This is a genomic window from Streptomyces sp. NPDC002835, from assembly GCF_053591995.1.
This window is the reverse complement of the sequence record NZ_JBSFUW010000006.1, coordinates 1-15,010: the sequence shown is the minus strand read 5'-3', so window position 1 is coordinate 15,010 and position 15,010 is coordinate 1. Positions and strand designations below refer to the sequence as shown.

Below are 15,010 nucleotides of genomic sequence, written 5' to 3'. Positions count from 1 at the left end.
CCGTCACAGGTCGCTCGCCTTGATGTAGCCCGAGTCGACGAGCACCTGCTGGTAGTTGGACTTGTCGACGCTGACCGGGTCGAGCAGGAAGGCGGGCACGACCTTCTTCTCGTTGTCGTAGGTCGTGGTGTCGTTGACCTCGGGCTTCTTGTCGTTCAGCACGGCGTCGGCCATCTGCACGGCCTGCTTGGCGAGCGCCCGGGTGTCCTTGTAGACGGTCTGCGTCTGCTGCCCGGCGATGATGGACTTCACGGAGGCGACCTCCGCGTCCTGCCCGGTGACCACCGGGTACGGCTTGGCCTTGGTGCCGTAGCCGTCGGACTTGAGCGCGGACAGGATGCCGATCGAGATGCCGTCGTACGGGGAGAGCACGGCGTCCACGGTGTCCGAGGAGTACGAGCCGGTCAGCAGGTCGTCCATGCGCTTCTGCGCGGTGCCGCCGTCCCAGCGCAGGGTGGTGATCTGCTCCAGCCGGGTCTGCCCGCTGCGGACCACGAGCTGCTTCTTGTCGATGTAGGGCTTGAGGACCTTCCACGCGCCCTGGAAGAAGAAGCGGGTGTTGTTGTCGTCGGGCGAGCCGGCGAACAGCTCGACGGTGAACGGGCCCTTCGCGCCGCCGTCCTTCAGGCCCAGCTTCTCCACGATGTAGCCGGCCTGGAGCTCGCCGACCTTCTCGTTGTCGAAGGACGCGTAGTAGTCGACGTCGTCGCTGCCGAGGATCAGCCGGTCGTACGAGATCACCTTGATGCCCTGATCGCCCGCCTGGCGCAGCACGTCGCCCAGCGCCCGGCCGTCGATGGCGGCGACGACGAGGACGTCGACGCCCTTGGTGATCATGTTCTCGATCTGGTTGACCTGCTGGTCGACGTCGTCGTCGCCGTACTGCAGATCCGTCTTGTAGCCGAGCTTCTGGAACTGGGCGGCCATGTTGTCGCCGTCGGCGATCCACCGCTCCGACGACTTGGTGGGCATGGCGATGCCGATGGTGGAGCCCTTGCCGCCCTTGTCCTCCTGCTTGCTGCCGCCCGTGCTGTTCTGGCCGCAGGCGGCGAGGGACAGCGCGAGCGCGGCGGCGACGGCGGTTGCGAGCGTGGTTCGGCGGTTACGCATCATCATCAGTCCTTCAGAGGTGAGAGAACGACCGCCGGAGCGGCGCCGGGCAGGTCTGTGGGCAGGTCGGTGACCGGGAAGCGGTGCAGCGGGCCGGGGAGGCGGGAGCCGAGCGGCGACATCCCGCCGTCGGCGCCGTGCCGGGCGAGCAGGTCGAGCACGAGCCGTCCGCGCCGGACGCGTTCGCGGGCCGATGCCAGCATCGCGTCCCGCATCTGGGCGCCGTACGGGTAGAAACCGGGAGCCCTGCTCAGCCCGAACTTGAGGTACAGCGGGGCGCCGCGCCGGATCAGTTCGGCCGTCTCGTACATGCGGACGTAGCCGCCGAGGTCGTCGGGGGCCTCGACGTAGAGGTCCATCGGCGCGCCGCTGACCCGGCGGATCTCGGTGAGGTGAGCCGGCGTCAGGTCCGAGGGGACGTTGACGGAGTCGGCGCCGAGACGCTCATGGACCGCGTACGCGGCCGGGTTGACCGGGCCGACGAGTGCGGAGACCTTGAACGTCGTGTCGGCCGGCAGCACCCCCTGCGCCCGCAGCCGGTGCAGGCACCAGAGCACCCCCTCGTCCGCGACGAGCAGGCACCGGACGCCGAGGGAGGCGGCGCGCAGGGCGTCCTCGACGCACCCGGCGAGCGCGTCGTGACCGCGGGCCCGCAGCCCGGAGCCGCCGGAGTCGGTACGGGTCGACGCGCCGGTGTCCCAGGTGCCGCGCGGTCCGGTGAACAGGCAGAGCTCGATGCCGCGTTCGGCCGTCGCCTGCACCATCTCGGTGATCTCGCGGTCGGTCAGCATCCAGACGCCGCTGCCCTGGCTGACGCGGTGGATCGGCAGGTCCAGCCGGGCGGCCTCGTCGAGTACGACGGCGAGCACCTCGGGGCCCTCGCAGGAGGGGATCTCGGTGCGCCAGCCGCCCCCGTCGGGGAACCGGTGCGGGGAGGCGTCCGCCGGGTTCTCGGCGGGAGCGGCCAGGCCGAGTGCGGCGAGCGCCGGCTCGCCCGGTCGGCGTTTGCCGGTGGCCGGCGCGGAGGGAGGAGTCACGAGCAACCTCAATGTTCGGTATATCGGACGGTGTTCGAGATTCTGCGGTGAAGGTAAGGACCGTGGAGGGCGGGTGTCAATGGGTCGGACAGCGAAAACAGCAGATCCGCACCGCTTACCGGCGGAAGGCTGCGGCGATAGACTGTTCGCTCAGTCGGTCAAGCGTTGATATCTCGAACAGTCGCTTCTCGAACGTTGCCATCTCGAACAAGGGGGAAGTCATGGGGCGCCACGTGCCCGCTGTCACCCGGGCTCTCGACATTCTGGAGCTCTTCCTCGACGGGGACGGGACGCTGTCGGCCCCCGACATCGTCCGCAAACTCCAGCTGCCGCGCACCACTGTGCACGAACTCATCACCACACTCACGGCCCGGTCCTATCTCGTCGCCGTGGAAGGCCAGTCCGGGCGCTACCGGCTCGGCGTCCGCACCTACCAGCTCGGCAGCCGCTACGCCGAGCAGCTCGACCTCGCCCGCGAGGGCCAGGAGGTCGCTCGGTCCGTCGCGCAGACCTGCGGCGAGACCGTCCACGTGGCGATCCTGGACGGCTCCCAGGTCCTCTACGTCGCGAAGGTCGACTCCACCCACGCCGTCCGCATGGTCTCGGCCGCGGGCCGGAGCCTGCCGGCGCACTGCACCGCCGTCGGCAAGATGCTGCTCGCCTCCCTCCCGGAGGACCAGCTCGACGCCCGCCTCGCACCGGGCACCGAACTGGTGGCCATGACGCCGAACAGCATCACCGACCCGGCCGCGCTGCGCTCCGAGCTCGCGACCGTGCGGTCCGCCGGCGTCGCCCTGGAGCAGCGCGAGTCGAACGCGGACGTCAGCTGTGTCGCCGCGCCGGTGCGCGACCGCTCCGGACGGGTCGTCGCGGCGCTCTCCATCTCCGTGCCGATGATCCGCTGGAGCGAGGAACGCCTCGCGGAGCTGCGGCCGCTGGCCGCCAAGGGCGCCGCGGACCTGTCCGAGCGGCTCGGCCACCGGGCCGCGCTGTGAGGCGCCCCGAGATCGCGGTGCGGCACGAGGCCGTACTGGGCGAGGGCCCCACCTGGGACGCGTCGGCCGCCCGTCTGCTGTGGGTCGACATCCTCTCCGCGCGCGTGCACACCTACGACCCCGCCACCGGCCGGCGTAGCGTCATGGCCACCGAGCAGCACGTGGGAGCCGCCAAGCCGCGCGCCGGCGGGGGACTGGTCGTCAACCTCCGGGACGGCGTGGGACTCTACGACGCCGACGGCGCCTTCCGCTGGCTGCACCGGGCCCCGGTCGAGGGGCGGCGCGGCAACGAGGCGGCCGTGGCGCCGGACGGCTCCCTGTGGGCCGGGACCATGCGCTACGACGAGGCGCCCGGCGGCGGGACGCTCACCCGGATCGCACCGGACGGCACGGTCGCCCCGCTGCTGACCGACGTCGCCGTCAGCAACGGCACGGGATGGAGTCCGGACGGCAGTCGGATGTACTACGTCGACTCGCCGACCCGCCGCATCGACGTGTTCGACGTACGGCCCGGCGACCCGGTGCCGGTGAACCGCCGTCCGCTGGCCGTCGTCGAGCCGGGCGCGGGCTACCCCGACGGGCTGACCGTGGACGCGGACGGCTGCCTCTGGGTGGCCCTCTGGGACGGCGGCGCGGTGCGCCGCTACACGCCCGAGGGGGAGTCGGACCGCGTCGTCGCGCTCCCGGTGCGCCGGCCCACCTCGTGCGCCTTCGGCGGCGCCGGCCTCACCGACCTCTACATCACCTCCGCCCGCAAGGGACTCGCCGCGCCGCATCCGCTGTCGGGCTCGGTGCTGGTGCTTCCCGACGCGGGCAAGGGGCTGGCGCAGCCGGCGTTCCTCGGCTGAGCGGCCGGGGTGGGCCGGTGAAGGCCCCACCGCCCACACTGGCGTTCGGTATATCGAACCTTGTTCGTCATTTCAGCGAAAGTCATTGACGGCTCGTTTCCCCGCGTCTACGGTCCCGTTCGAAGTCGCGAGCATGTGCCGGTATTTCGAACGTCTACGGCTGCTCCCCCTTCCCTCTCCCCGTCGAATGAAGGAGCCGCCCTTCATGAATGCCGCCCGATCCGGACGCCGCAAGCACCTCGGAACCGCCGTCACCGCCACCGCGCTGGCCGCGGCCCTGTGCGGCGCCGGCGCCCTGCCCGGCCACGCCGCCGGCCCCGCGGGTTCTGCCGCTCCCGCCCCGGCGTCCGCCGCCGCGTACCCGGACCCGCGCCCCGTCACCGGGGACACCGAGGTCCACGACCCGTCCGCCGTCCGGCTGGCGGACGGCAGCTACGTCGTCTACTCCACCCACAACAAGATCGAGGCCCGCGTCTCCCAGGACGGCCGGACCTGGCGGCGCGCCGGCTCCGCCTTCACCGAGATCCCCGACTGGTGGCGCGCCTACTCGCCCGAGGGCGACCCCTGGGCGCCCGAGGTCACCTACCGGGGCGGCGTGCACTGGCTCTACTACGCCGTCTCGTCCTTCGGCTCCAACCACTCCGCCATCGGCCTCGCCACCTCCGTCTCCGGCCGGCCCGGCACCTGGCAGGACCGCGGCGTCGTCTTCGCGACCACGACCTCGGACCACTACAACGCCATCGACCCGGCCGTCATCGAGGCCGACGGCAAGGTCTGGATGAGCTTCGGCTCGTACTGGACCGGCATCCGCATGATCGAGCTCGACCGCCGCACCGGCAAACCGGCCACCGACGACCCCGAGGTGCTGCACCTGGCCACCCGCCCGGACGAGCCGTACGCCGTCGAGGCGCCGTACATCGTCAAGCACCGCGGCCGGTACTACCTCTTCGTCTCCTACGACCGCTGCTGCGCCGGCACCGAGTCGACGTACAACATCCGCGTCGGCCGGGCCACCAGCCCCACCGGCCCCTACTACGACCGCGACGGCACCCCCATGACCGAGGGCGGCGGCGAGCTGCTGCTCGCCGGACACGGCAGGTACGTCGGCACCGGCGGCCAGTCCGTGCTCCGCGACCGCGGCCGCGACGTCCTCGTCTACCACTACTACGACGCGGCGGACGAAGGCCGGCCCAAGCTCGGCCTCAACGCCCTGACCTGGGGCAAGGACGGCTGGCCGGCCGTCTCCCGCTGACGCCCGCACCCCTTCGGAAGGACACCATGCCCGAGCGCAACGCCCGCTTCACACTCGACCCGGCCTTCACCGTGGGAGAGGTGAATCCCCGTCTCTTCGGCTCCTTCGTCGAGCACCTGGGCCGCTGTGTGTACACCGGCGTCTACGAGCCCGGCCACCCGGCCGCCGACGAGGCCGGACTGCGGACCGACGTCCTGGAACTGGTCCGCGAACTCGGCGTCACCGCGATCCGCTACCCCGGCGGCAACTTCGTCTCCGGCTACCAGTGGGAGGACTCCGTCGGCCCCGCCGAGGAGCGGCCGCGCCGGCTCGACCTCGCCTGGCGGTCCACCGAGACCAACCGCTTCGGGCTGAGCGAGTTCATCGCCTTCCTGAAGAAGGTCGGCCCCCAGGCCGAGCCGATGATGGCCGTGAACCTCGGCACCCGGGGCGTGGCCGAAGCGCTCCAGCTCCAGGAGTACGCCAACCACCCGGCCGGCACCGAACTGTCCGACCGGCGTATCGCGCACGGCGACAAGGACCCGTTCGGCATCCGCCTGTGGTGCCTCGGCAACGAGATGGACGGGCCCTGGCAGACCGGCCACAAGACGGCCGAGGAGTACGGCAGGCTGGCGGCCGAGACCGCCCGGGCGATGCGCCAGATCGACCCCGGTCTGGAACTCGTCGCCTGCGGCAGCTCCAGCCAGGCCATGCCCACCTTCGCCGCCTGGGAGGCCACGGTCCTCGCGGAGACGTACGACCTGGTCGACCACATCTCCCTGCACGCGTACTACGAGGAACTCGACGGCGACCGCGACTCGTTCCTCGCCTCCGCCGTCGACATGGAGTCCTTCATCGAGAACGTCGTCGCCACCTGCGACCACGTCGGCGCCCGGCTCAAGTCGAAGAAGAAGATCCAGCTCTCCTTCGACGAGTGGAACGTCTGGTACCAGCGGCGCTTCCAGGCCGAGAGCGAGGCCAACCCGCTTGACTGGCCGGAGGCGCCGCGGCTGCTGGAGGACAACTACAGCGTCACCGACGCCGTCGTCTTCGGCTCGCTGCTGATCGCGCTGCTGCGCCACGCCGACCGGGTCACCGTCGCCTGTCTCGCCCAGCTCGTCAACGTGATCGCCCCGATCATGACCGAACCGGGCGGCCCCGCCTGGCGGCAGACGACGTTCTTCCCCTTCGCCCAGGCCTCCCGGTACGGGCGCGGCGAAGTCCTCGACGTACGGGCCGAGTCGCCCACGTACCGCACCGCCGCCTACGGCGAGGTGCCGCTGCTGCACGCCACCGCCGTACGCGACCCGGAGAGCGGCGCCGTCACCGTCTTCGCCGTCAACCGCGACCAGCACGAGCCGCTGCCGCTGCGCGTGGCCCTCTCCGGGCTGGACGTGAGCCGCGTCGTGGCGCACAGCGTGCTGAGCGACGCCGACCCGGACGCGCGCAACACCCTCGCCGACCCCGAGCGCGTCGTGCCGCACGCCGGTGACGGCGCCCGGCTCGACGCGGGCGTCCTCGACGTCACCCTCGAACCGCTGTCGTGGAACGTGATCCGCCTGGCCCCCGACGCCTGACCTTCCCCCGCCCCTCCCGCACAAGCCGCCGCCCGCCCCCGCCTCGCCCCGGGCACCGGGGCCGGGCGGCCCCCGGCACCGACCCGCCGCGACCTCAGCCGCGACTTCAGCAACTTCAGCCACCGACCGAACTTCCGCAGAGACGAGCCGCCATGCACCCTTCCCTCCTCACCCGGCGACGAGCCCTCGCCGGCGGCGTCGGCGCCCTGGCCGGCGCCGCGGCCCTGGGCCCCCTGTCCGGCTGCGCCGCGCCGTCCGCCACCGCCGGCCCCGGACAGACCCCACTGCGGTTCTGGCATCTGTTCGGCGGCGGCGACGGCGTCAACATGCAGGGCATGCTCGACGACTTCCGCGCCGAGCACCGGGACGTGGCGCTGGAGGCCGTGACACTCCAGTGGGGCGCCCCCTACTACACCAAGCTGGGCATGGCGGGCGCCGGCGGACGCGCTCCCGAACTGGCCGTGCTGCATCTCGCCCGGCTCGCCGGCTTCGCCCCCGGCCGGCTCCTCGACCCGTTCGACCTGGACCTGCTCGCCGACCTCGGAGTGCGCGAGCAGGACTTCCCGCCGGACATCTGGCAGCGCGGCCAGGTGGCCGGAAAGCAGTACGCCGTACCGCTCGACACCCACCCCATGGTGCTCTACTACCAGACCGAGGTGTGCGAGAAGGCCGGGCTCATGACGGGCGGCCGGCTCAAACCCATCGAGGGGGCAGAGGAGTTCGCCGACGCGTTGCGCGCGGCGAAGAAGGCCACCGGCCTGCCCGGTCTCGTGACCGAGACCCTCGGCCCCGACTGCATCACCCCCTGGCGGCTGTTCGCCACCTTCTACTCCCAGACCGGCGGCAAGGTCCTCTCCGAGGACGGCAAGCGCCTCGCGCTGGACGACGCGAAGGCACTGCGCGTCCTGACGTACATGGCCACGCTCTCGGAGGAGGGGCTGATGGTGCGCCGCGCCGACTACGGCGCCTCCGTCGGCATCTTCAACGGCGGGAAGACGGCCTTTCACCTCAACGGCGAATGGGAGATCAGCACCTTCCGCACGGCAGGGATCCCGTTCTCCATGACCCGCGTCCCCGCCCTCTTCGGCCGCCCCTCCGTCCAGGCCGACTGCCACGCCTTCGTCCTGCCGCACCAGGCCGGCCGCGGCGGAGCGTCCAACGAGGCCGCCCACACCCTGGTCGCCTGGATGCTGCGCAACTCCGTCGCCTGGGCCGAGGGCGGCCATGTGCCCGCGTACCGCCCGGTCCTGAAGGACCCCGCCTATCTCGAGCTGAAGCCCCAGTCCGAGTACCGCGGCGTCATCGACGACGTGGCGCTCGACGAGCCCGCGTGGTTCGCCGGCTCCGCCTCCCGGATGTGGATCGAGCTCGGCGCCGTCTTCTCGGGCGTCCTCACCGGCTCCCGCACCCCCCGCGGCGCCCTGACCGAGGCCAAGTCCCGCCTCAGGAACCTCCTCGACACCCGTAATCCCCTTCCCGGAGTCGCGTCATGACCACCACCACCGCGGCACCGCCGCCACCGGTGGCGAAGGACCGCACCGCCGCCGGCCGCACGCCGGTCCGCTCCGTCCACCGCAGCTGGACCGAGCACGGCCTGGTCTTCGTCGCCCCGTTCCTGCTCGTGTACGCGATGTTCCTGCTGTGGCCGCTGATATCCGGCGTCGGCATGAGCCTGACGAGCGAGAACATCACCGGCACCGGGGGCGAGTTCGTCGGCCTGGCCAACTATGCCGAGGCCATCGCCGACCCGGACGTCTGGTCCTCGCTGTGGAACACGGTCTGGTTCACCGTGCTCTCCACCGTCCCGCTCGTCCTCGTCGGCCTGGGACTGGCGCTGCTCTCGCACCAGCTCCGGGTGGTGCAGTGGCTGTGGAGGCTGAGCTGGTTCGCCCCGTTCCTGCTGCCGTCCGGGGTGGTCTGCCTGCTCTTCGCGCAGATGATCTTCCCGTCCGGCTTCGGCCTCGCCGACCAGATGCTCGCCTCCGCCGGCCTCGAGCGGGGCATCGGCTGGCTGAGCGAGGAGCGCTACGCGATGCTCTCCATCGTGGCGACCACCGTCTGGTGGACGGTCGGCTTCAACTTCCTGCTCTACCTGGCCGCGCTGCAGGCCGTCCCGGTCCATCTGTACGAGGCCGCGGAACTGGACGGCGCCGGCGCCTGGCACCGCCTGTGGCACATCACGCTGCCGATGCTGCGCCGCACCACCGGACTGGTGATCGTCCTCCAGGTGCTGGCCTCGCTGAAGATCTTCGACCAGGTCTACATCATGACCGGCGGCGGCCCCGACGAGTCCACCCGGCCCATCCTCCAGTACGTCTACCAGCAGGGATTCACCGGATACCGCATCGGCTACGCCTCGGCCGTCTCCTACATCTTCTTCGCCCTGATCCTGATCGTCTCCCTGGTGCAGCCCGTGCTGTCCCGGCGCCGAGCTGAGGAGGCCGCAAAGTGAGCGGTTCCGTCACCGCCAAGATCCCGTCCGTCCGCCGGACCGCCACCGACGCCGGCGGTCGCCGAATCCGCTGGACCGGCGGCAGGATCGCCCTGCTGGTGATCGCCCTGGTCGTGGCCGTCGCCTGGCTGATCCCGCTGGCCTGGGCCGTGGCGACCTCGCTGAAGCCCGAGGCGGAGACGACGAGCACCCCGCTCGAATGGATCGGCTCGCGCATCACCTTCGAGGCGTACACCAAGGTGTGGGAGTCCGGCGATCTGATGCGCTGGATGCTGAACTCCGCGTACATCTCCCTGATGACGACCGTGCTGACCGTCCTGACGTGCGCGATGGCCGCCTACGGCTTCACCCGCACCGACTTCCGCGGCCGCAAGCTGCTGTACGGGCTGGTCCTCGCGGGCATCATGGTGCCGCCGCAGGTGCTGATCGCGCCGCTGTTCACCGAGATGGTGCAGCTCGGTCTGGTCGACACCTACTGGGGTGTGATCCTGCCCCAGGTCGCCGTGCCGGCCATGGTCTTCATCCTGGTGAAGTTCTTCGAAGGGGTGCCGCGGGAGCTGGAGGAGGCGGCCTTCGTCGACGGCGCGGGACGCTGGCGGGTCTTCTGGACGATCGTGATGCCGTTGTCCCGGCCGGTGCTCGCCGCCGTCGCGATCTTCACCTTCATCTCCACCTGGAACAACTTCCTGTGGCCGTTCCTGGTGACCACCGACCCCGCCGGGATGACGCTGCCCGTCGGCCTGGTCAACGTCCAGTCGTCGTTCGGCGTCCGCTACGCGCAGATCATGGCGGCCCTGGTCATCGCCGGGCTGCCCCTGCTGATCGTGTTCATGCTCTTCCAGCGGCAGATCGTGCGCGGCATCGCGCACACGGGTCTCGCCGGCCAGTAGTGACGGGCCCGGAGCGGGCCCGCCGACACGGTTGTCCGAAAAGGAGTCATCGCAATGAGCCGCACAGCACTCCTGCCCCGCCCGCTCGCACGCGCACTGGTGTCGATCCCCCTGGCCACACTGCTGGCCCTGGCTCCGGGTACGGCTCTCGCCTACCCGGCGCCGGGGCACGTGACCGGTGACATCGTCGTGCACGACCCCACCATGGTCCGCCGTTCCGACGGCACCTATCTGCTCTACTCCACCGGCGGCGGACTGGCCATGCGCTCGTCCACCGACCGGACCGCCTTCCGCGCCGGAGGCTCCGCGTTCCCCACCGTGCCCTCCTGGTGGAGCCGCTACTCCTCCGTACCGGAGGCATGGGCCCCCGACATCTCGTACCACGGCGGCAAGTACCTGATGTACTACGCCGTTTCCCGCTTCGGCTCCAACACCTCGGCGATCGGCTTCGCGACGTCCTCCACCGGAATGCCGGGCACGTGGACCGACCACGGCATCGTGCACAGCACGGACGGATCGAGCGACCACAACGCCATCGACCCGAACCTGTTCGTCGACGACGACGGTACGTGGTGGCTCACCTTCGGTTCCTGGTGGACCGGGATCAAGATGATCCGCCTCGACCCGGGCACGGGCAAGCAGCACGCCGGCGACAGGACGCGGTACTCCCTCGCCTCCCGTCCCACCGGCAGCCGCGCGGTCGAGGCGCCCCAACTGGTCAAGCGCAACGGCGTCTACTACCTCTTCGCCTCGTACGACACGTGCTGCGCCGGCACCTCGTCCACCTACAAGATCAAGGCCGGCCGGTCGGGCCGGGTCACCGGGCCCTACACCGACCGGGCCGGCGTACCGATGATGAACAACGGTGGCACGCTCGTCCTCGAGTCCCACGGCCGGGTGATCGGCCCGGGCGGGCAGTCCGTCATCAAGGACGCGGACGGCCACCTCCTCGTCTACCACTACTACGACGGCCAGGACGGCGGCACCCCCAAGCTCGGCATCAACCGGCTGGGCTGGGGCGGTGGCTGGCCGTCCGTCTACTGACCTGCCCCCACTGACCCGCCCCCACTGAACGGCGCGAAGGCCGGGGCGCACCGATCGGTGCGCCCCGGCCTTCGCGGTGTCTCAGACGCCGGCGTCCTCGAACCGGTGCAGCTCGCCCGGCAGCCGCGCACCGAGCGGCGACATCGCGCCGTCGGCCCCGTGCCGCGCCAGCAGATCGAGCGCCAGCCTGCCCCGGCGCACCCGCTCGCGGGCGGTGCTCAGCACGGTCTCCCGCAGATGCAGGCCCGACGGATAGACGGACGGGGCCTTGGCCAGGCCGAACTTGAGGTAGAGGGGAGCGCCGCGCCGGATCAGCTCGGCGATGTCGTACATGCGGACATAGCCGCCGAGGTCGTCCGGCGCCTCGACGTACATGTCCATCGGCGCACGGCTCACCCGGCGGATCTCGGTGAGGTGGGCCGGCGTCAGGTCGCTGGGTACATTGAGGGAGTCGGCGCCGAGGCGCTCGTACACGGCGTACGCGGCCGGGTTGACCGGGCCGATGAGCGCCGAGACCTTGAGGGTGGTGTCGGCGGGGAGGAGGCCCCGCGTCCGGGCCCGGTGCAGGGTCCACAGCACCCCCTCGTCGGCGACGAGCAGGCAGCGGACGCCCAGTTCCGTGGCGCGCAGGGCGTCCTCGACGCAGCCGGCGACCGCGTCGTGCCCGCGGGCGCGCAGACCCCCGCCGCGGGAGTCGGTACGGGTCGAGCCCCCGATGTCCCAGGTGCCGCGCGGTCCGGTGAACAGGCAGAGTTCGATGCCGCGTTCGGCCGTCGCCTCCGCCATCTCGGTGATCTCGTCGTCGCTGAGCATCCACACGCCGCTGCCCTGGCTGATGCGGTGCACGGGCACATCCAGCCGGGTCGACTCCTTGAGTACGGCGGCCAGCGCCTCCGGGCCCTCGACGGACGGGATCTCCACCCGCCAGCGGCCGCCGTCGGGGAAGGTGTGCGGCGAGGCGTCGGCGGGGTCGCGGGCCGCGCCGCCGAGGCCGAGAGCGGACAGGGCGGGCTCGCCGGGGCGGCGCGGTGGTGAGGACGGGGACATGGATCTCCTCCGGCTGACTGAAGGGTGTCGTCGACTATGTTCGATATCCCGAATATCGTTCGAGATATCGAGTGTGGGCCGGGACGGCTCCGATCGCCGCCCCGGCCCGCGTGGGGGGTGGGTCTCAGGGACGCAGCAGTACCTTGCCGACCGCGGGATCGCCGGCGCCCACCAGCTCCATGGCCTGCTCGAACGCGTCGAGCGTCAGCTCATGGGTGACCAGCGGCAGCGGCGTGAGCAGCCCGGCGGCGAAGGCGCGCACCGCGTGCGCCCAGGCGGCCGGCGGCGCGCCGAACACGGTGTGGACCTCCAGCTGGCGCACCACGAGATCGGTCGGGTCCAGCCCGAGGGCGCCGGGCGCGGGAATGCCGGTGAGCACCAGGCGGCCGCCGCGCCGCAGCAGCGCGGCCGACGTACGGGCGGCCGACGCCGCCCCGGCGGCCTCGACGACGACGTCGAACCCGACCGGCAGGGGCTCCTCCTCCACCGTGCGGTAGTCCGTCGCCCCGAAGGAGCGGGCGAGAGTGGCCCGGTCGGACCGGGTGCCCACCATCAGCAACTCGGCGGGGGAGCAGGCCCCAAGGAGCTGCGCCGCGAGCATCCCGAGGGTGCCGGTGCCCACGACGGCCACGCGCTCACCGGGCCGGACGGCCGCCTTGAGCGCCGCGGCGGCGACACACGCCGCCGGTTCGAGCAGGGCGGCGGCCGCCAGGTCGGCGTCGTCCGGCAGCGGGTGGAGCAGCCGGGCGGGCAGGGTGAGGGTCGAGGCCATCGCCCCCGGCCGGGTGAACCCGGTCTCCTCGTAGCCCGCGGTGCACAGAGTGGTCTCACCCGCGTGGCAGCGGTCGCAGACCTGGCAGTTGCGGAAGCCCTCGCCGACGACCTTCCGGCCGACGAGCGAGCCGGGCACACCGTCCCCGACGGCCGCCACGGTGCCCGACCACTCGTGCCCCGGGACGACGGGATAGCGGACGTAGCCCTCCGGCCGGGTGCCCTGGAACACCTCCCGGTCGCTGCCGCAGATGCCGACCGCCGCGACCGTGACCTGCGCCTCGCCCGGGCCGGCCGGGCGCGGGCTGTGCGCGGCGAGCCGGAACCGGCCGGGACCGTCGAGCACGATCTCCTGCGGCGGGCGGTCCGCCCCGGGGGTCATGCCTGGTTCCCCGTGGGGTCGCGCTTCTCCCAGCCCTCGGCCCACAGGTCGAACCGGGCCCGCTGCTGCGGGAATTCGGCGGCCGCGTCGGTGTCGAGCTCGACCCCGAGCCCCGGTTCGTGCGACAGCTCGAAGTAGCCGTCCACGACCTGCGGCGCACCCTTGACGACCTTCTTGATCTCCGCGTCGGCGAAGTCGTTGAAGTGCTCGAGGATCTTGAAGTTCGGGGTGGAGAACCCGACTTGGAGCGAGGCCGCCGTCAGCACGGGCCCGCCCACGTTGTGCGGTGCGACGAGCATGTAGTGCGTCTCTGCGGTCGCGGCGAGCTTACGGGTCTCCAGGATGCCGCCGATGTGACCGACGTCCGGCTGGAGGATGTCGGCGGCCTGCGACTCGAAGAGTTCGCGGAACTCGATGCGGTCGTGGATGCGTTCACCCGTGGCGATCGGCATGTCGACCTTCTCCGCCACCTTCGCCAGCGCCTTCAGGTTCTCCGGCGGCACGGGCTCCTCGAGCCACGCGGGCCGGTACGGGGCGAGTTCACCCGCCAGCCGCACGGCCGTGGACGGGGAGAAGCGGCCGTGCATCTCCAGCATCAGCTCGGCGTCGGGACCGATCGCGTCCCGGACCGCCTCGATCAGCGACACCGAGTACAGCGTCTCCTGGTGCGACAGCTCGTAGTGACCCGTGCCGAACGGGTCGATCTTCAGGGCCCGGTAGCCCTTCTCCATGACCGCGCGGGCGGCCTTGTGGTAGGCCTCCGGGGTGCGCTCCGTGGTGTACCAGCCGTTCGCGTACGCCTTGACCCGGTCGTGGACCTTGCCGCCCAGCAGCTGCCACACCGGCACGCCGAGCGCCTTGCCCTTGATGTCCCAGCAGGCCATCTCCACGCAGGCGATGCCCGACATGACGATCTCGCCGGCCCGGCCGTAGTCGCCGTACTTCATGCGGCGGACGAGGTCCTCGATCGCGAACGGGTCGGACCCCGCGATGTGGTTCGCCTCGGCCTCACGCAGATAGCCGACGAGGGCGTCGGTGTGGCCCAGCATGCGGGTCTCGCCGATGCCGGTGAGTCCTTCGTCGGTGTGGACCTGGACGTAGGTGAGGTTCCGCCAAGGGGTCCCGATCACATGTGTACTGATTCCCGTGATGCGCAAGGCAGTTGACTCCTGTCATGTTCGATATCTCGACACATGTTCGAAATTCTGCCGCGACAGTAAGGACGGAGCTTGTCGCGTGTCAATGGGGCGCGAACGCCCTTGACCGCCTTTCTCTGTGGAGCATAACCTGCAGAGGTTCGAAATAGGGAACGCAGTACGAAATCTCGAACAACTTGTCTGGGAGGCCGACGCAGTGGCAGCAACACCGGTATGGAGCATCGACCCGCGCACGGGGGCACAGCGTGAACGGGTCGCGGACGAGGCCGACGCCCGTACGGTCGACGCGGTGGTTCGGGCCGCCCACGAGGCCCGTGAGGCCCTGCGGGACCGGGTGGTGCGGGCGGCGTTTCTGCGGTCGGCGGCGGGGGGGGTGGAGTCGGCTCGGGAGGGTCTGGTCGAGGCGGCGGACGCGGAGACGGCGTTGGGGCCGGTGCGGTTGTCGGGTGAGCTGGCGCGGACGTGTTTC

At 71.3% G+C, this 15,010-nt stretch carries 13 protein-coding genes and 1 pseudogene; 9 read left to right on the top strand and 5 right to left on the bottom strand.

The annotated features are described in order from the left end of the window. Window positions 1–3: 3 nt before the first annotated feature. Together chvE and ACWD01_RS08440 are read right to left on the bottom strand one after the other, a co-directional pair. A complete protein-coding gene (chvE, locus tag ACWD01_RS08445) occupies window positions 4–1,110 on the bottom strand; it encodes a multiple monosaccharide ABC transporter substrate-binding protein (RefSeq protein WP_451159858.1) in 1,107 nt (368 codons plus the stop codon). A gap of 5 nt (window positions 1,111–1,115) precedes the next feature. Then, on the bottom strand, window positions 1,116–2,147 hold the full coding sequence (locus ACWD01_RS08440) for a hypothetical protein (protein ID WP_451159436.1): 1,032 nt from the start codon (window positions 2,145–2,147) through the stop codon (window positions 1,116–1,118). Between the two features lie 221 nt (window positions 2,148–2,368). Between ACWD01_RS08440 and ACWD01_RS08435 the strand changes: the two genes are divergently transcribed. From ACWD01_RS08435 to ACWD01_RS08400, 8 genes are all read left to right on the top strand, one after another. Continuing rightward, window positions 2,369–3,142, top strand: a complete 774-nt coding sequence (locus ACWD01_RS08435) for an IclR family transcriptional regulator (RefSeq protein ID WP_451159434.1) — start codon at window positions 2,369–2,371, stop codon at window positions 3,140–3,142. Next, a complete protein-coding gene (locus ACWD01_RS08430; protein ID WP_451159432.1) occupies window positions 3,139–3,990 on the top strand; it encodes an SMP-30/gluconolactonase/LRE family protein in 852 nt (283 codons plus the stop codon). The genes ACWD01_RS08435 and ACWD01_RS08430 overlap by 4 nt, the downstream gene beginning before the upstream one ends. A gap of 205 nt (window positions 3,991–4,195) precedes the next feature. Then, complete coding sequence (locus tag ACWD01_RS08425) at window positions 4,196–5,242, top strand: arabinan endo-1,5-alpha-L-arabinosidase (RefSeq protein ID WP_451159430.1); 1,047 nt, start codon at window positions 4,196–4,198, stop codon at window positions 5,240–5,242. Window positions 5,243–5,268: 26 nt separating this feature from the next. Further along, a complete protein-coding gene (gene arfA / locus ACWD01_RS08420; RefSeq protein ID WP_451159428.1) occupies window positions 5,269–6,798 on the top strand; it encodes an arabinosylfuranosidase ArfA in 1,530 nt (509 codons plus the stop codon). Between the two features lie 152 nt (window positions 6,799–6,950). Beyond that, window positions 6,951–8,291 carry an extracellular solute-binding protein gene (locus ACWD01_RS08415; protein WP_451159426.1) on the top strand — a complete coding sequence of 447 codons (1,341 nt, stop codon included), beginning with the start codon at window positions 6,951–6,953 and terminating at the stop codon, window positions 8,289–8,291. After that, window positions 8,288–9,250 (top strand): carbohydrate ABC transporter permease, encoded by a 963-nt coding sequence (locus ACWD01_RS08410; protein WP_451159424.1) that lies wholly within the window; start codon window positions 8,288–8,290, stop codon window positions 9,248–9,250. Before ACWD01_RS08415 ends, ACWD01_RS08410 begins: the two co-directional genes overlap by 4 nt. Next, window positions 9,247–10,140, top strand: coding sequence for a carbohydrate ABC transporter permease (locus ACWD01_RS08405; RefSeq protein WP_451159422.1), 894 nt, complete (start codon window positions 9,247–9,249; stop codon window positions 10,138–10,140). The genes ACWD01_RS08410 and ACWD01_RS08405 overlap by 4 nt, the downstream gene beginning before the upstream one ends. 54 nt (window positions 10,141–10,194) lie before the next feature. Beyond that, complete coding sequence (locus ACWD01_RS08400) at window positions 10,195–11,184, top strand: arabinan endo-1,5-alpha-L-arabinosidase (RefSeq protein ID WP_451159420.1); 990 nt, start codon at window positions 10,195–10,197, stop codon at window positions 11,182–11,184. A gap of 81 nt (window positions 11,185–11,265) precedes the next feature. On the opposite strand, the gene ACWD01_RS08395 is transcribed toward ACWD01_RS08400, so the two are convergent. The 3 genes from ACWD01_RS08395 to ACWD01_RS08385 all read right to left on the bottom strand — a co-directional run bounded on the left by ACWD01_RS08395 (window position 11,266) and on the right by ACWD01_RS08385 (window position 14,541). Further along, window positions 11,266–12,231 carry a hypothetical protein gene (locus tag ACWD01_RS08395; protein WP_451159418.1) on the bottom strand — a complete coding sequence of 322 codons (966 nt, stop codon included), beginning with the start codon at window positions 12,229–12,231 and terminating at the stop codon, window positions 11,266–11,268. A gap of 124 nt (window positions 12,232–12,355) precedes the next feature. After that, complete coding sequence (locus tag ACWD01_RS08390) at window positions 12,356–13,384, bottom strand: zinc-dependent alcohol dehydrogenase (RefSeq protein WP_451159416.1); 1,029 nt, start codon at window positions 13,382–13,384, stop codon at window positions 12,356–12,358. Beyond that, entirely contained in the window at window positions 13,381–14,541 is a 1,161-nt protein-coding gene (locus tag ACWD01_RS08385; protein ID WP_451159414.1) for a mandelate racemase/muconate lactonizing enzyme family protein, read from the bottom strand. The genes ACWD01_RS08390 and ACWD01_RS08385 overlap by 4 nt, the downstream gene beginning before the upstream one ends. A gap of 196 nt (window positions 14,542–14,737) precedes the next feature. Between ACWD01_RS08385 and ACWD01_RS08380 the strand changes: the two are divergent. After that, window positions 14,738–15,010 (top strand): annotated as a pseudogene (locus ACWD01_RS08380) (aldehyde dehydrogenase (NADP(+))); the annotation flags it as partial.